The organism is Ferrigenium sp. UT5, assembly GCF_045866295.1.
In the GTDB taxonomy this organism is placed as follows: domain Bacteria; phylum Pseudomonadota; class Gammaproteobacteria; order Burkholderiales; family Gallionellaceae; genus Sideroxyarcus.
In genome coordinates this window covers 83,616-99,825 of sequence record NZ_BAAFRY010000002.1, presented here as the reverse complement: position 1 = coordinate 99,825, position 16,210 = coordinate 83,616, and the positions used below count along the sequence as shown (strand labels likewise).

Here is a 16,210-nt window from a genome sequence, read left to right as displayed (position 1 = left end):
ATGAGTGTCTGGCTTGCGGCCTGCCAGACGCCCCCGCCCAAAGCGCCGGTGCTCCCGGTGGGCAAGCCCTCCCCCGATTATCTGCTGGCCAGTTGGGCGGATCTTCCGGACTGGCTGGCGCAAGACTTGACCGCTTCGTGGCCGGCGTTGCAGCAGTCTTGCAACGCGCTGCGTCTGAAAACCAACTGGTTGCCGATCTGCGCCGCTGCCGCCGAGATCGCTGCCGACGATACGATGGCGCAGCGCACCTTTTACGAACAATGGTTCACGCCCTACAAGGTGCTCAATCCGGATGGCAGCGACAGCGGCCTCATCACCGGTTATTACGAGCCGCTGCTGCTGGGCAGCCGCAAGCGCAGCCAGCGTTTTGCCTATCCGCTGTATGCGCCGCCGGACGACATGCTGGAAGTCGATCTGGGCGAGCTCTATCCGCAAATTCGCGGCAACATCGTGCGTGCCCGCCTGCAAGGCAAACGTGTCGTTCCTTATTTCAATCGCGCCGAAATAGACGCCGGGCAGGCGCCCGCCCTGCGCGGGCGCGAACTGTTCTGGGTGGAAGACCCGGTCGAGCTGTTCTTCCTGCAAATTCAAGGCTCCGGGCGCATCCAGCTTGAAGACGGCTCCTATGCCAAGATCGGTTATGCCGAACAGAACGGCCATCCTTATGCCTCCATCGGCAGACGATTGATCGACATGGGCGAGCTCTTGCCGGAGCAGGCCTCGATGCAGGGCATCAAGAATTGGGTGGAGAAAAATCCGGAACGGATGGAGGTGTTGCTCGGCCACAATCCCAGTTATGTCTTTTTCCGCGAGCTGCCCGATTCGCTGTCCGGGCCGCTCGGCGCGCTGGGCGTGCCGTTGACCAATGAATACAGCATCGCGGTTGACCGGCGCAGCATTCCGCTCGGCGTCCCGGTATTCCTTGCTACCACGCAACCGAACAGCAGCGATCCGCTCAACCGCCTGGTCTTCGCGCAGGATACCGGCGGCGCGATCAAGGGAGCGGTGCGTGCCGATTTCTTCTGGGGCTTCGGCGAACTGGCCGGGCACCAAGCCGGGCGCATGAAACAAAGCGGACGCCTGTGGATCCTGTTTCCCAAGGGGGCCGAACCCCCGCTGAACTGATCGGCATGTTTCCATCGGCAAGGCCTGAATGACCTTGCCCTGCAATCACAGAGCCAGTGCGATCACAGCATAACGGGCGAGCTTGCCCATGGCCATGAATAGCGCCGCGTGCCACGGATTCAGGCGCAACCAGCCCGTCGCGAGGCATAACGCGTCGCCGATGAAGGGCAGCCAGGCCAGCAGCAGCACGGGCGTGCCGTAGCGCCGCACTTTCTCCACCTGCTTGAGTTGCTGGGTCTGCGGCAGCAGCCAGCCCATGCCGAAACTGACCATCCCCCCCAGCGTGTTGCCGAGCGTGGCGAGCGCGAGCGTGAGCCAGAACGTTTCGGGGTAAGCCTTGAGCACCACGAACAGCACCGCTTCTGAACCGCCGGGCAGCAAGGTGGCGGCCAGGAAACTGCTGAAGAAAAGAGAGGCGAGGCTGGCGGTTTCAGTCATGGGTTGTGGGTCGGACTTTAGTCCGACGGGGTGCTTTGCATCCCTTTGTGCTGTCGGACTAAAGTCCGACCCACACAACGACTTAACGACTGACGCAGCAATTGGTCACTGGCCGCGCAGCACGGCGAACACCTTCCGCGCCAGATCGCCGGTCGCCTGCAGCGGATGGGCGCGAATCTTCTTTTCTTCCGCCGCCATCATCAGGAACAGGCCGTCCAGCGCCTTGCGCGTGATGTAGTCGTCGAGGTGTGCGTCCTGTTCATCGACCAGTCCCAGCTTCACGCCCTTGCCCGCGAAGCGGTCGTAGGCCCGGGCGAGGCTGACCTTCTGCATCGACTGCACCACGACAGGTTTGAATTTTCCGGAGAGCGCAGCTTCGGTGCTGTGGCGGAAGAATTGCGTGGCGGCATCGTCCTTGCCGAGCAGGATGTTCTTCGCATCCGTCACGGTCATGTTCTTCACCGCGCCAAGCAGCAGCGTCCTGGCTTCCGGCACGGCGGCTTCGGCGGCGTGGTTCATCGCGGCAATCAGTTCATCGGAATATTTTCCCAAGCCGACCCTGCGCAGGGCGCGATCCGCTTTTTGCAGATTCTCCGGCAGCGGGATGTGCACCATGGCGTTATTCAGGTAACCGTTCTTCTTGGACAGATTTCTGACAGCAATTTCCGCACCTTGATTGAGCGCCTGTTTAAGGCTGGAGACCTGTTCCTGCGTGCTGAACCGGTCCAGCCCTGACGCGGCGGGAGCTGCCGCGTGTTGTGCCGATGGCGGGTTCAACGCGTCGAGTTTTCCCTTGAGGTCGCCGAGATTGAAGGCGCCGCAGGGGGCGCTCAACGCAAGCAATAGTGGCACACTCCAGTAACGCCTCATTTTTTGCGCGGCGGCAGCAGGTCGGTGATGGTTCCTTCCGCCATTTCGGCGGCGAAGCACAGCGTTTCCGACAGCGTCGGGTGCGGGTGGATGGTGAGGCCGAGGTCTTCCATGTCCGCGCCCATCTCCAGTGCCAGCACCGCTTCGGCGATGAGTTCGCCCGCGTTCACGCCGACGATGCCCATGCCGAGGATGCGGCGTGATTCGGGATCGAGCAGCACCTTGGTCGAACCTGCCTCGGCATCCATCGCCAGCGCCCGACCGGAGGCGGCCCACGGGAAGCTGCCCTTTTCGTAGGCGATGCTACGGGCTTTCGCTTCGGTCTCGGTCAGCCCCATCCACGCCACTTCGGGGTCGGTGTAGGCCACCGAAGGAATCGTCAGCGGCTCGAAGAAGGCCTTGTGTCCGGCGATGTTCTCCGCCGCCACCTTGCCTTCGTGCACCGCCTTGTGCGCCAGCATCGGGTTGCCCACGATGTCGCCGATGGCGTAGATGTGCGGCACGTTGGTGCGCATCTGCTTGTCCACCGGGATGAAGCCGCGCTCGTTGACCGTCACGCCTGCCGCTTCCGCAGCGATGAGGCGGCCGTTCGGGCTGCGGCCTACCGCCATCAGTACGCGGTCGTAGAGTTGGGGTTCGGCCGGTGCCTGTTCGCCTTCGAAGGTGACCAGCAGGCCTTTCTTCTGCGCTTCGATCTTCGTCACCTTGGTCTTCAGCATGATCGCTTCGTAGCGCTTGGCGATGCGCGTGTGCAGCGGCTTCACCATATCCTTGTCCGCGCCGGGCATGATCTGATCCATCAGTTCGACCACGGAAATCTTCGCGCCCAGCGCGTCATACACCGTCGCCATCTCCAGGCCGATGATGCCGCCGCCGATCACCAGCATGCGTTTGGGCACATCTTGCAGCGCAAGCGCGCCGGTGGAATCGATGATGCGCGGATCGTCATAGGGGAAGCCGGGGATGCGCGCCACGCTCGAACCCGCTGCGATGATGGCGTTGTCGAAGGTGACGATCTTTTCGCCTTCCGCCGTTTGTACGGCGAGCGAATTGGGCGAAGTGAATTTCGCCGTTCCGCGCACCACCTGCACCTTGCGTTGTCTGGCGAGGCCGGCCAGGCCGCCGGTGAGCTTGTCCACCACGCTTTCCTTCCAGGTGCGGATGGCGTCGATGTCGATTTTTGGCTTGGCAAACGAGACGCCGTGATGGCCCACTTCTTCCGCCTCGCTGATGACCTTGGACACATGCAGCAGCGCCTTGGACGGGATGCAACCCACGTTCAGACATACGCCGCCGAGCGAGGCGTGCTTCTCGATCAGCAGCACCTGCTTGCCGAGGTCGGCGGCGCGGAAAGCGGCGGTGTAACCGCCGGGGCCGGCACCCAGGACGACGACTTCGGCATGGAGATCGCCTTTGGCCGCCGGGGCGGCGGATGTTGGCGCGACCTGCGCTGTGGCGGCGACCGAAGCGGCGGCAGGTGCTGCCGCCTGCGGAGCTGGTGCGGTATTGGTGGGTGCGGGCGTAGCCGCGCTGCTCTCCAGCAGCAGGATGACGGAGCCTTCGGATACCTTGTCCCCCAGCTTGACCTTCATCTCTTTCACCACTCCGGCGCTGGGCGAGGGCACATCCATCGTCGCCTTGTCGGTCTCCAGCGTGACTAGCGCCTGTTCCTTCTCCACCGTGTCGCCAGCCTTGACCGCGATTTCGATGACCGCCACGCCCTTGAATCCGCCGATGTCCGGTACTTTGATTTCGACTGTGCCCATATTTTCTGCTCCGTTGTGGTTTGTGTGGGTCGGGTTTCAACCCGACGATTTTTAATATGCTGCTGTCGGGGTGAAACCCGACCTACATCCTGATTTGTCCGCTGCCGAGCACGATAAATTTCTGCGACGTCAGCCCTTCCAGTCCGACCGGCCCGCGCGCGTGGATCTTGTCGGTGGAGATACCGATCTCCGCGCCCAGGCCGTACTCGAAACCGTCGGCGAAGCGCGTCGATGCGTTCACCATCACGCTGGCGGAATCCACCTCGCGCAGAAAGCGCATCGCCCTGGAATAATTTTCCGTCACGATGCTGTCGGTATGCTGCGAGCTGTAGGTGTTGATATGGCCGATGGCCTCGTCCAAATTCGCCACGATGCGCACCGAGAGGATGGGCGCGAGATACTCGGTCCGCCAGTCCTCCTCGGTCGCCGCCTTCATCTGCGGGATGAGCTTGCGCGCCGCAACATCGCCGCGCAGCTCGACCCCCTTCTTCAGGTAAATGCCGCATAGCTCGGGCAACACCTGCGCGGCCACGGCCGCGTTCACCAGCAACGTCTCCATCGCGTTGCACACGCCGTAGCGGTGGGTCTTGGCGTTGTCGGCGATGCGGATGGCTTTTTTCAGGTCGGCCTCGTCGTCGATATACACGTGACAGATGCCGTCCAGATGCTTGATCACCGGAACTTTGGCTTCATCAGAGATGCGCGCGATCAGGCTCTTGCCGCCGCGCGGCACGATCACGTCCACATATTCCTTCATGGTGATGAGTTCGCCCACCGCGGCGCGGTCGGTGGTGCTCACCACCTGCACCGCGTTCTCCGGCAGTCCCGCCTCGCGCAGGCCCTGATGCACGCAGGCGGCGATGGCCTGGTTGGAATGGAGCGCTTCGGAGCCGCCGCGCAGGATGCAGGCGTTTCCGGATTTCAAACACAGTCCGGCAGCATCCGCCGTCACGTTCGGGCGCGACTCGTAAATGATGCCAACGACCCCGATCGGCACACGCATCTTGCCGACCTGGATGCCGGAAGGGCGGTACTTCATGTCGGAGATTTCGCCGATGGGGTCGGGTAGCGCCGCGATCTGGCGCAGGCCTTCAGCCATGCCCTTGACGGTTTTTTCCGTGAGCGTGAGGCGATCAATCGCAGCATCGTCTAGTCCGCTGGTTCTGGCTGCCGCCACGTCTTTTGCATTTTCTGCGATGAGCTTGCCGCTGTTAAGCAGGATCGCGGTGGCAATGTTTTTCAGCGCGCGGTTCTTCGCATTGGTGTCGGCCAGCGCCATCGCGCGCGAGGCAGCCCGCGCCTGTTGGCCGACGGACTGCATATAGTCTTTAATATTTTCCATGCGAGCAAATTATTGGGTGGGTCGGACTTCAGTCCGACAGAGGCGTCGGACTGAAGTCCGACCCACACGGTACGCGGCACATTTTAGCACTCTGCATGCGCTAGAATGTGCGCCTCATTTGAAAGATTTACATGTCCGATATCCTCAACAAAATCCTCGCCGTCAAGGCACAGGAAGTCGCCGCCGCACTGTCTGCCAAGTCGCTGCCCAAACTGCGTGCGGAGGCGGAACAGGCCTCGCCCGCGCGCGATTTCGTTGCGGCGATCCGTAACAAAATTGCGGCGGGCAAGCCCGCCGTCATCGCCGAGATCAAGAAAGCCAGCCCCAGCAAAGGGGTCATTCGCACCGATTTCCACCCCGCCGAGATCGCGCAAAGTTACGCCCGCCACGGCGCGGCCTGCCTGTCCGTGCTCACCGACGCACAATTCTTCCAGGGCAGTGCGGCGTATTTGCAGCAAGCGCGTGCGGCTTGTGAGCTTCCCGTGCTGCGCAAGGATTTCATCATTGACGAGTATCAAGTGTGGCAGGCGCGGGCGATGGGCGCGGATGCCATCCTGCTCATCGCCGCCGCGCTCACCCTCAAGCAGATGCAGGCGTTTGAAAAACTGGCGCACCGGCTCGGCATGGCGGTGCTGGTCGAAGTGCACGACGGCAAGGAACTGGAAGTCGCGCTGCAACTCGACACGCCGCTGCTCGGCATCAACAACCGCAACCTGCGCACGTTTGAAGTGAACCTGAAAACCACGCTCGACCTGCTGCCCGAAATTCCGTCGCAGCGCATCGTCGTCACCGAAAGCGGCATCTTCACCGCGCAGGACGTCCGGCACATGCGCAGCCACCAGGTGCACGCCTTCCTCGTCGGCGAAGCCTTCATGCGCGCCGCCGATCCGGGTGCCGAACTCGCTGTAGTCTTCGGGACTGACTAGCGGCCGGTTTTGTGGGCCGGACCGTAGGTCGGACTTCAGTCCGACAAGGCAGGATGAATTCGAACCCCTTGTCGGGTTAAAACCCGACCCACAGGGAGCAGCAGGGGTTTGTGGGTCGGACTTCAGTCCGACAGGGCAGAATGAATTTAACCCCTTGTCGGGTTGAAACCCGACCCACAGGGGGCAGCAGGGGTTTGTGGGTCGGACTTCAGTCCGACAGGGCAGAATGAACTTAACCCCTTGTCGGGTTAAAACCCGACCCACAGGGAGCAGCAGGGGTTTGTGGGTCGGACTTCAGTACGACAGGGCAGAATGAACTTAACCCCTTGTCGGGTTAAAACCCGACCCACAGGGAGCAGCAGGGGTTTGTGGGTCGGACTTCAGTCCGACAGGGCAGAATGAATTTAACCCCTTGTCGGGTTGAAACCCGACCCACAGGGGGCAGCAGGGGTTTGTGGGTCGGACTTCAGTCCGACAGGGCAGAATGAATTTAACCCCTTGTCGGGTTAAAACCCGATCCACAGGGAGCAGCGGGGGTTTGTGGGTCGGACTTCAGTCCGACAGGACAGGATGAACTAACCCCTTGTCGGGTTAAAACCCGACACACAGGGAGCAGCAGGGGTTTGTGGGCCGGACTTCAGTCCGACATGTCGGGCTAAAGCCGGCGATGTTCGGGCCGCAGCCCGCACGGGTTGCCCGCGCGCTGCCCCTGGTGGCTGTTGCGCTGGCGCAGTTCGCGCTCGATGCCGTTCAGCACGCCCCACTTCTGCGCGGCCCAGTCTGGCGCCAGTAAAATATCCTTTGGCGCGGTACCGGTGACACGGTGATAGACCACCTGGGCCGGTGTGCGCTCGATCAGGTCGGCGGCGATGCGGATATAGTCTTCGCGTGCCAGTGGCCGGTATTCGCCCTTGCGCCATTCGTGCGCTAGCATCGTATGTTTCACCACGTGCAGCGGATGCAGCTTGAGCCCGTCCACGCCGATGTCGAGCACGGTGTCGAGCGTGGTGTGGTAGTGCGATTCATCCTCGCCGGGCAGACCGACGATCAGGTGGGCGCACACCGGGATGCCGCGTTGCCGCGCCGCCCGGGTGGTCGCTTCATATTCGGCCAGGCCGTGGCCGCGGTTGACCCGGCGCAAGGTCTCGTCGAAGGCCGACTGCAGCCCCAGCTCCAGCACCACTTCCAGCCCGTCGGCGCGAAACTCGACCAGCAGATCGAGCACTGCGGCGGGGACGCAGTCGGGGCGGGTGCCGATGGCCAAGCCAACGACATCCGGTTCCGCCAGCGTCTCGCCGTACAGCGCCCGCAGGCGCCCGATCCCGGCGTAGGTATTGGTGTAGGCCTGGAAATAGGCGATAAATTTCGTGGCGCCAGTGCCCCGGGAAATGGCGCGCCGTCCCGAGGCCAGTTGTTCATGCAGGGTAGGCGGGGTGTGCCCGTTGGGGCTGAACGAGTCGTTGTTGCAAAAAGTACAGCCGCCGCTGCCTTTGCTGCCATCGCGGTTGGGGCAGGTCATGCCGACATCCAGCGCAATCTTGTGGATGCGCTCGCCGTAGCGACGCAGCAAATCTTGCCCGTAAGTGTTGACGCGGCGGGAGAGAATCATCTGTTTGAACGGGCGGATTTGCCGTGAACGAAGCGGGTGGATGCTACCGAGTGTGGCGCGGGATGACAAACATCAATGCGATGTTGCATAAAAACAACGCCGTGGTTATTTCCGTGCGTTTTGTCACTTTCCTGTAATAAAGCAACAGCACAATGCGCTCCGCTCGGCCTTGCTTTGGCTGATCAAAGAGTGCGTCCACCCCCGGTGGGAGGGCTGTAAGCGCTTTGTAAGATTGTTGTAATACGTTTTGCCCCGAAGCGAAAAGACCTCCTCGTCTTCGAAGCGAAAAGACCTCCTCGTCTTCAAGTTCGGATTATTCAATACCTAAATTATTAAGGAGAAACAACGATGCAAAAGAAACTCATCGCACTTGCAGTTGCAGCTGCTTTTGCCGCCCCGGCCCTGGCCGAGACGGGCAACGTCACGGTGTACGGCAAGGTATACATGACCGTGGATCAATTTGATGATGGTGTCGCCGGCCACGGCAGCGTGACCCGCATCAACACCAACGCTTCGCGCCTGGGCTTCAAGGGCAACGAAGATCTGGGCGACGGTCTCAAGGCGATCTTCCAGTACGAAGTCGCCGTGGATGCGGATGGTCAGCAAGGGAACGGCTTTGCGCGCGGAACCCGCAATAGCGGGGCCGGCCTGGAAGGCGATTTCGGCAAGGTCATCGCCGGCCGCTGGGATAGCCCGTACAAGGTCGTGCACAACAAGATCGAGTTGTTTGACAATGAAAGCGCCTTCACTTCGCTCAACGTGACCGGCCATTCCGGCGGCAAGTTTTACAGCTCGCGCCTAAGCAACATGGTGCAATACTGGACGCCGAAGATCAGCGGCCTGCAAGCGGCGGTGCTGTACAGCCCGGACGAAGTGCGTGACAACGTTACTGCCCCGACCGGAACAGAAGGCAACAAGTACATCGTCTCCACCTCGCTGACCTATGCGGTGGATGCGCTGTATGTATCGGGTGCCTACGAGCGGCGCAATGACCAGACCAGCGTTGGTGACGCCGACAACGCGTTCCGTCTGGCCGGCCGTTATGATCTGGGCGATCTCTGGCTGGGGGCTCAGGTCGAAAGCATCAAGACCAACTTCAGCAGCACCGACAGCAACACCGGGTTCAACTGGGAAGTGGTCGGCGAATACAAGGTGGATGACAAGAACCGGGTCGCGGCCAGCTATGCCAATGCCGGATCTTCTCATGCAACGGGTAAAGCCAAGAACGACGTGAGCCAATATGTGCTGAAACTGGCGCACGCCGCCAGCAAACGCACCGAACTGTTCGCTGCCTATGCGCTGAAGGACATCAACGAAACCAACCAAAAGGGCAATGCCCTCGGGGTTGGGTTGATCCACGTGTTCTAAATTGTTTCACTTGCGGCAAAATGCAACGGGCCTCTGCGGAGGCCCGTTTTTTTGTATCCTGATTTCCGTCGGCGCCAGAATCTAGTACGCTTGTTCCCCCAACATTCTTGCAGGAGTACGACATGCTGAATCTGGACCGTTGCATCACCGAATTCGACAAAGGTCTGCGCACGCTGTTTGCCAAGGCGCCGACCGCGCGCCCGTATCCGGATGCCAGTGTCGAGGAGGCGGCGATGAGCGAGGCGGAGAAGAAGCATGCGGCCGCGCTGATGCGCATCAACCATACCGGCGAGATCTGCGCGCAAGCCTTGTATCAGGGTCAGGCGCTGACGGCGCGCGATGCCGTGGTGCAGGAAAAACTGAAACACGCGGCGTGGGAAGAGACCGAGCATCTGGCCTGGACCTCGCATCGCGTGCATGAACTGGGCGGGCGGCTGAGCCTGCTCAACCCGTTCTGGTACACCGGCTCGCTGGCGATCGGTGCGGTGGCGGGGGCGCTGGGCGACAAGTGGAACCTGGGTTTTCTGGCCGAGACGGAGCGCCAGGTCGGCGCGCATCTGCAACATCATCTGGACACCTTGCCGCCGCAGGATGCGAAAAGTCGTTCTGTGGCGCAGCAGATGTATGTGGATGAGGTGGGCCATTCCGATATGGCGGTGGAGTTGGGCGCAGCGGAACTGCCGTTGCCAGTGAAGCTGGCGATGCGCGGCATGTCGAAGGTGATGACGAAGACGGTGTATTGGGTCTAGCTGCGCTTGTGGGTCGGACTTCAGTCCGACGCAGCAGGATGAATTCAAATCCTCGTCGGGTTACCCCGCAGGGGTTCTCGTGCCCTTTGGGTGAAGCCCGACCCACAAAGAGCGGCTACTCTTCCGCAATTTCGAAATCGTGCGTCATCGCTGCCGTGGCGCCGAGCATGATGGAAGCGGAGCAGTATTTCTCCGCCGACAGTTTCACCGCCTTTTCCACCGCTTCCGCCTTGATGCCTTTGCCTTTGACCACGAAGTGCAGGTGGATGCTGGTGAATACCTTGGGCTCGCTCTCCGCGCGCTCGGCCGCAATCTCCACATAACAATCGCTGACCGCCTGGCGCATCTTGGTCAGGATGGACATGACGTCGATGCTGCTGCATCCGCCGGTTCCCAGCAGCAGCATCTCCATCGGGCGCGGCCCCAGATTGCGTCCGCCGACCTCGGGCGAAGCATCCATCACCACGGCATGCCCGCTCTCGCTCTCGCCGACGAAGGCCATTTTCTCGATCCATTTGACGCGTACTTTCATTTTTTTCCTCTGTGTTCTTGTGGGTCGGACTTCAGTCCGACAGTAGTTTGAACAAAGAAAGTCGGACTGAAGTCCGACCCACATCAGACCAGTATCAGTATTTTAACCGATACCACAGCATGCCGATCTGTTCATGCAGGTACCAGTAACTATCGCGCAGCGCGTTTGCGTTTGGCACGAAGGTCAGCAGGGTCGTCCCGTTGCGCGTGGTGAAGGCGGTGGGGGCGGGGACGACGTCGAAGCCGGCGGTACGGAACGCAAGCTGCGCGCGCGGCAGGTGCCAGGCGTGGGTGACCAGATAGATGCGGCGCACGCCGGCTTGTGCCAGCACTGAATGACTCAGGCGCGCGTTCTCGAACGTGTTGTCCGATTCCCCTTCGACCCACTGCACCGGAACGTTGAATTCCTGCTCCAGCACCTGTTTCATCTGCATCCCCTCGGACAGCGCGTTGCCCAGGGGTTTGCCACCGGTGACCAGGAGTGGCTTGCCCGTGGCGCGATGCAGGCTGGCGGCATAGCGCAGGCGCGCCAGCGTCCGCTCACCAACGGTGTCGCCGCCATATTCTGGCGCATGAAAATACGTACCACCGCCGAGCACCACGATGGCGTCGGCCGGGTGCGCGCGCGGATCCACGGCATAAGGCTCGCCTTCCAGCTGGCGCATCAGCGCATCGCTGACATAGGGCGTGGACAGCAGCCACAGCGCGGCGCAGGCCGTGAAAACCAGCGCGCGCGCGATGCGCGGCCGTTTGTGCCAAAGCCACAGGCCCAGCGCCGCGAGGAGCAGCAGGTTGAGCGGCGGCAGCAGGAAAGCGCCGATGAAGTTGGTGATCAGAAATGGCCAGGACATGTGCGCGTAAGCCGGGGTGGAATGCGCGGCATTATCGCAGATGGCATGCGCGGCGCGGCTTCATAAAAAAATCATGCCGCTGTCATCGGATTGTTGCAGGGTGCAACGACACTGCACGCCATGAAAAATAGTTTCGTGCATTGGCGTTGGCTCTTTCCGCTGTTGCTGTTCAGCGGCGACGCATTCGCCTGGGGGCTTTATACGCACGTGTATTTTGCCCAGTTGCTGCTGTGGGCCGTGCCGCTCACCGACCCGCGTTTTCGCCGCGCGGTCATCGCCTGTCCGCGCCTGGTTCTGGCGGGCGCGTGCCTGCCCGATCTGTCGTTGGTGGGGCGCTACCATGGCGCAGCGGCACTGGATGCGACGCATGACTGGGAACAGGCGCAGCGCCAGTTGCGGCAGGCCTCGACCGATGCCGAGCGGGCGATGGCACTGGGCTATGCGTCCCATTTGCTGGTCGATGTGATCGCGCACAATCATTTCGTGCCGGTGCACGAGACGATGTGGGGAGAGATGCCGTGGGTCACGCACGCGATCGCGGAATGGGCCATGGACCGGCATATTCAGCGCCATCTGTTTGCCACGCCTGCCGAGTTGTGCGACGCGCACCGCCATCAGCTATCGGCCTTCATTGAACGGCATTTCGATTGCACCCGGCACAATGCATGGCGCAGTCTGCGCACGCTGTCCCGCGCCGATGCCCTGTTGCGCGGCAGCCGCTTGCACAGCCTGTGTTATCGCGGCGCGCGTGCATGCGACGACCGCCTGCGCCAGCGCTTCAACCATTACCTGCGCGAGACCGGCGGGCGACTGGTGCAGATCAATCGCATCCTGTCCGGCGACGTTCCGCAATGGGAGGCCGAGCCGCCATGCGAAGCAAGCGCCCGCGAGCGCGTCGGGCTGTGCACGCCACACCAGTTGCGCGGCCGCATGCCGCTGCCGCGCGATCTGTTCGAGATTGAACCGGGCTGATCACGGGGAAATCAGAATAGGCCGTCATCTCCGCGCGGGCGGGACCTCCGGATTGTTGCCTTGACGGGGTTGCCGCCGTAGCACGCCCTCGGACATGGCGGTCGGGGACGGGAACAACGAATCCGCACCACAATTCAAATTTGCAGCTCGCCGGTGTCGCGCCCCAGACGCATATATCTGACCAGATGGGCGATATTTTTGGCGTAGTCGCCGATGCGTTCGATTGACCGGACGATCAGCAGGGCATCCACCGCGCTGGCAACGACCTGCGGACTCTCCATCATGTAGGTCAGCTGGTGCCGAATGATGACGCGGGAAGCGCTGTTGATCTCCTCATCCATGCCTTCAAGTGTTTGCGCAGCCTCCGCATCGGCCGCTGCGAATGCCTGCTGCGCCGCTTGCAGCATGTCCTGCGCGATCAAGGTGGCGCGGTTCAATTCATGGTGGCGCGCCAGAATGCCGAGGTCGCGCGTCCCTACACGGACAACGGCCTCGGCGATCTTGTTGATGTGGGCATGCAGTCGGCCCAAATCGTTGCTGATGCGGATGCAGGCAACCACGAAACGCATGTCGCGGGCCGTCGGTTGCCGCCGCACCAGAATGAGATCGCAGGTTTCCTCGATCAAGCGTTGCTTCTGCTCGATCTCTGAATCATCCTGCGCCAGGGCGTTTGCGGACATTTGTTTGCCGGTGAGCAAGGGGTCGGTTGCCGCCGCATAGCGCCGCCTGATCTGTTCCGTCATGGCCATGATGCAGCCGCGCAATTCTTCCAGTTCATCGTCGAAGCGGTGCGAGATATGGGGATCGGTTGCCATGTCGAGCATCAGAGCTGTAAGGAGAAGAGGGCGAGCACGGCGCCCAGTGCTGCACCTGCCAACACGTCGCTGGGGTAGTGCAGGCCGAGGATGGGGCGCGACAGCGCAACCATCAGCGCGAACGGCGCAACCAGCCACAGCAACCCCGGGTAGTAGGAGACCGACACGATGCTGAATGCGACCGCATGCAGGGTGTGGCCGGAAGGGAAACTGAACTGGTCCAGCGTCTTGCCCATACAGACAATGGCAGGATAGACATTGAAGGGACGCGGGCGCAGGGTCTTGCCCTTGATGAGCTTGTACAGCGCAGTGCCGACGAGGCCGACCGCGAGCATGTGCAGCACGGCAGGCAGGGCGGCCGTGCCGTCCTGGAGCAGCAACGCGGCCATCAGCAGGTACCAGAACACGCCATCCCCCAACCGGCTGAAGAAGCGGAACAGGTTGCGCACCGTGAAGCTGCGGCTGCGCCGGTTGCAGAAGGCGCAGAGCTCGGCGTCCCAGCGGTTAATCCGTTGCAGGGGAGAGTTCAGGTTGGCCATGTTTTGCGCTCTGTGAACGTACCGTATCGAGCAGGACGAATTCCATCTCACCCATGATGTGTTCCCAGGTCAGCGATTCCACCGTGTCGCGTGCGGCTTTCCCCAGGCGGCGCACGCGCGGCAGGTCGTTTGCCAGCGTGCGCGCTTCGGCAATGAAGGCATCGCTGTCGGCGCAGGTCGCCAGCAATCCGTTCACATCGTGCTTGATATGCTGCTGCGCGGCGGCATAGTCGAAAGCGACCGTGGCCAGCCCGCTGGCCATCGCCTCCACCGTTACGTTGCCGTAGGTCTCGGTCAGACTGGGGTAGAGGAAGAGGTCGCCCGACGCGTAGTGGCGTGCCAGTGCCTGGCCGGTCTGCATGCCGGCGAAGATGACCTGCGGATGCTGGCGTTCCAGCTCGGCGCGCGCCGGGCCGTCGCCCACGATCACCAGTCGCGCCAGCGGATTGAGCTTGCGTATCTTGTCAAAGGCGCGGATCACCACGTGCAGGTTCTTCTCCGGCGCGATGCGGCTGACCAGCATCACCACCAGGGTGTTTTCATCGGCATTCCACGACGCCCGTAATGCGGCATCGCGCTTGGCGGGGTTGAACAGTTCGGTGTCCACGCCGCGCGCAACCACCCGCACGTTGCGGTAGCCTTCCGATTCCAGTTGCTGCTGCAAGGAGGTAGTGGGCACCAGCGTGCAGCCTGCCTTGTTGTGGAAATGGCGCAGGTAGGCGGCGATGGGTTTCTTCAGCAGGCCGATGCCGTAGTGCTGCGTGTAGTTGTGGAAATTGGTGTGGAAATCTGTGCTCACCGGAATGCCGAGCTTGCGTGCCGCCGACAGCGCCGACCAGCCGAGCGGGCCTTCGGTGGCGATGTGCACCACGTCCGGCCGCTGCGCGTTCCACAGCTTGAGCAGCAACCCTCTGGCCGGCAGGCCGGACTTGAGTTCCGGGTAACCGGGGATGGGCATGCCCGCAACAAGCGTTTCTGCATAGTTTCCGTCGGCGGCCGGCGCATCCTGCTTGTGCTGGCGCGGCCTGACCAGGTGGATGCGGTGGCCGCGCTTGAGCAGGCCGTGCACCATGCGCCCGAGGGTGATGGCGACGCCGTTCACTTCCGGCACATAGGTTTCGGTGACCAGCGCGATGTGCAGCGCTGGGGCGACTTGCAGGTTTTCGTTCGGAGTTTGCATGCCGCGCATGGTGCACGGCACAGATGAACTTTTGATTAAGCCCGGGTGAATCGTTTATGACAGGGGCCAGCCCTTCGGCTCACCCGCCCACGGGGCGGGCGGTTACCCGGCGAATCAGCGTGCGGGGAGGCCGGCAGGGGCGAAGTTGCAGGTATCAAAACATTGCTCCTTGCTGCGGTCGGTGTATTGCCGGCAGCGCGCGAAGCATTGCCCGAAGGCATCCGTGTCCGGACCCGTTTGCGGTGCGGTGTTTTTCGGCGCCTCGGCGGCAACCGGGGCAAGTGGAGCGATGGGGATGTGTTGTTCCGCCGCGCCGGTTTTGTCTGTGAATCCAAGCGAGTCGAAAGCGAGGTTCAGCCGGGTGGCCAAATCGGCGAGCACCTCGTTGCCCAATTTCTGCAAAATTTCCGGACGGTGATTGGCTTTCATGTCATTGCGCACGCCATAGTCTTCGGCCCTGTGTCTGACGGGTGAGACCGGGTTTGACGGCACTCTGCCCACGGTCAGAATCTCCCCGTGTTGGTCCAGGATGGATACGGTCAAGTTGGCACGAAAGGACAGTTCCCGGTCCCCGAGGAGGCTGTTGTCCAGGAGCAATACGCTCAAGCCCTCGCGCAGCGCGAGCGGGTTGGGACTTTGTTGCATGGTGACCGATTCTTCGGGATCTGCAGCGGCCCGCACGACGACCACGGCATCCAGACCCTGGTCGCGCGCCAGTGCGGAGATTGCCTCTCTTGCCCGGGCGGACAGGGTTTTGCCATCTGCGCCCGCTTTGGCCCTGAGGGCGGCCTGATCGTACGTGATTTTTTTGACGTTCCAGTCGGGATGGGTGCGGGTGATTCTGCCTTGCGCGACGGACACGATCCCTTCGGTTACCGCACTCCCCAGGTTGAACGTGGTGGTTTGGCTGGAAAAGGAAATGATGCCGACCTTGTCAAAGTTGACGCTTTCCGGCACCAGGGAAACGACCGCGACGTTCCGGATGTTGCTTTGGCTTGCCGCGGTCAACTGCTGTGGCGGAGTCGCACAACCCGATAACACAAACAGGGTGGCGGCAAGGTGAATGATGCGGCTGTTTGAAAAATTCATTGCGTGACTCCGATTCAAATGGGCGTGCGCGAGATTGTAC

At 61.9% G+C, this 16,210-nt stretch carries 16 protein-coding genes; 5 read left to right on the top strand and 11 right to left on the bottom strand.

The window, feature by feature from the left end; translation table 11 throughout:
* A complete protein-coding gene (locus ACKTSJ_RS01320) occupies positions 1-1,125 on the top strand; it encodes a murein transglycosylase A (protein ID WP_407896620.1) in 1,125 nt (374 codons plus the stop codon).
* A gap of 45 nt (positions 1,126-1,170) precedes the next feature.
* On the opposite strand, the gene ACKTSJ_RS01315 is transcribed toward ACKTSJ_RS01320, so the two are convergent.
* From ACKTSJ_RS01315 to ACKTSJ_RS01300, 4 genes are all read right to left on the bottom strand, one after another.
* The gene (locus ACKTSJ_RS01315; protein WP_407896618.1) at positions 1,171-1,563 is read right to left on the bottom strand and encodes a YqaA family protein; all 393 of its coding nucleotides are present in this window, start codon (positions 1,561-1,563) and stop codon (positions 1,171-1,173) included.
* Between the two features lie 105 nt (positions 1,564-1,668).
* Positions 1,669-2,433 (bottom strand): DUF4197 domain-containing protein, encoded by a 765-nt coding sequence (locus tag ACKTSJ_RS01310; RefSeq protein ID WP_407896616.1) that lies wholly within the window; start codon positions 2,431-2,433, stop codon positions 1,669-1,671.
* Positions 2,430-4,199 carry a dihydrolipoyl dehydrogenase gene (lpdA, locus tag ACKTSJ_RS01305; protein WP_407896614.1) on the bottom strand — a complete coding sequence of 590 codons (1,770 nt, stop codon included), beginning with the start codon at positions 4,197-4,199 and terminating at the stop codon, positions 2,430-2,432. Before lpdA ends, ACKTSJ_RS01310 begins: the two co-directional genes overlap by 4 nt.
* An 82-nt stretch (positions 4,200-4,281) precedes the next feature.
* Positions 4,282-5,541 carry a glutamate-5-semialdehyde dehydrogenase gene (locus ACKTSJ_RS01300; protein ID WP_407896612.1) on the bottom strand — a complete coding sequence of 420 codons (1,260 nt, stop codon included), beginning with the start codon at positions 5,539-5,541 and terminating at the stop codon, positions 4,282-4,284.
* A 131-nt stretch (positions 5,542-5,672) separates the two neighbouring features.
* Here ACKTSJ_RS01300 and trpC point away from each other — a divergent pair, with 131 nt between their 5' ends.
* Positions 5,673-6,467 (top strand): indole-3-glycerol phosphate synthase TrpC, encoded by a 795-nt coding sequence (trpC, locus tag ACKTSJ_RS01295; protein ID WP_407896610.1) that lies wholly within the window; start codon positions 5,673-5,675, stop codon positions 6,465-6,467.
* Positions 6,468-7,122: 655 nt separating this feature from the next.
* On the opposite strand, the gene ACKTSJ_RS01290 is transcribed toward trpC, so the two are convergent.
* Positions 7,123-8,076: a TIGR01212 family radical SAM protein gene (locus ACKTSJ_RS01290; protein ID WP_407896608.1), complete on the bottom strand. Its 954-nt coding sequence runs from the start codon at positions 8,074-8,076 to the stop codon at positions 7,123-7,125.
* Between the two features lie 348 nt (positions 8,077-8,424).
* Between ACKTSJ_RS01290 and ACKTSJ_RS01285 the strand changes: the two genes are divergently transcribed.
* Together ACKTSJ_RS01285 and coq7 are read left to right on the top strand one after the other, a co-directional pair.
* Positions 8,425-9,444, top strand: coding sequence for a porin (locus tag ACKTSJ_RS01285; RefSeq protein ID WP_407896606.1), 1,020 nt, complete (start codon positions 8,425-8,427; stop codon positions 9,442-9,444).
* A gap of 122 nt (positions 9,445-9,566) precedes the next feature.
* Complete coding sequence (gene coq7 / locus ACKTSJ_RS01280; RefSeq protein WP_407896604.1) at positions 9,567-10,193, top strand: 2-polyprenyl-3-methyl-6-methoxy-1,4-benzoquinone monooxygenase; 627 nt, start codon at positions 9,567-9,569, stop codon at positions 10,191-10,193.
* Positions 10,194-10,308: 115 nt separating this feature from the next.
* On the opposite strand, the gene ACKTSJ_RS01275 is transcribed toward coq7, so the two are convergent.
* Positions 10,309-10,725, bottom strand: a complete 417-nt coding sequence (locus ACKTSJ_RS01275) for an OsmC family protein (RefSeq protein ID WP_407896602.1) — start codon at positions 10,723-10,725, stop codon at positions 10,309-10,311.
* Between the two features lie 94 nt (positions 10,726-10,819).
* Entirely contained in the window at positions 10,820-11,575 is a 756-nt protein-coding gene (locus tag ACKTSJ_RS01270; protein WP_407896601.1) for a YdcF family protein, read from the bottom strand.
* 120 nt (positions 11,576-11,695) lie between these two features.
* Here ACKTSJ_RS01270 and ACKTSJ_RS01265 point away from each other — a divergent pair, with 120 nt between their 5' ends.
* The gene (locus tag ACKTSJ_RS01265; protein ID WP_407896600.1) at positions 11,696-12,547 is read left to right on the top strand and encodes a zinc dependent phospholipase C family protein; all 852 of its coding nucleotides are present in this window, start codon (positions 11,696-11,698) and stop codon (positions 12,545-12,547) included.
* 134 nt (positions 12,548-12,681) lie between these two features.
* On the opposite strand, the gene phoU is transcribed toward ACKTSJ_RS01265, so the two are convergent.
* The 4 genes from phoU to ACKTSJ_RS01245 all read right to left on the bottom strand — a co-directional run bounded on the left by phoU (position 12,682) and on the right by ACKTSJ_RS01245 (position 16,170).
* On the bottom strand, positions 12,682-13,362 hold the full coding sequence (gene phoU / locus ACKTSJ_RS01260) for a phosphate signaling complex protein PhoU (RefSeq protein WP_407896598.1): 681 nt from the start codon (positions 13,360-13,362) through the stop codon (positions 12,682-12,684).
* Between the two features lie 8 nt (positions 13,363-13,370).
* The gene (locus ACKTSJ_RS01255; RefSeq protein ID WP_407896596.1) at positions 13,371-13,901 is read right to left on the bottom strand and encodes a phosphatase PAP2 family protein; all 531 of its coding nucleotides are present in this window, start codon (positions 13,899-13,901) and stop codon (positions 13,371-13,373) included.
* Positions 13,867-15,081: a glycosyltransferase family 4 protein gene (locus ACKTSJ_RS01250; RefSeq protein WP_407896594.1), complete on the bottom strand. Its 1,215-nt coding sequence runs from the start codon at positions 15,079-15,081 to the stop codon at positions 13,867-13,869. The genes ACKTSJ_RS01255 and ACKTSJ_RS01250 overlap by 35 nt, the downstream gene beginning before the upstream one ends.
* Positions 15,082-15,195: 114 nt before the next feature.
* On the bottom strand, positions 15,196-16,170 hold the full coding sequence (locus ACKTSJ_RS01245) for a hypothetical protein (protein ID WP_407896592.1): 975 nt from the start codon (positions 16,168-16,170) through the stop codon (positions 15,196-15,198).
* Between the last annotated feature and the right edge of the window lie 40 nt (positions 16,171-16,210).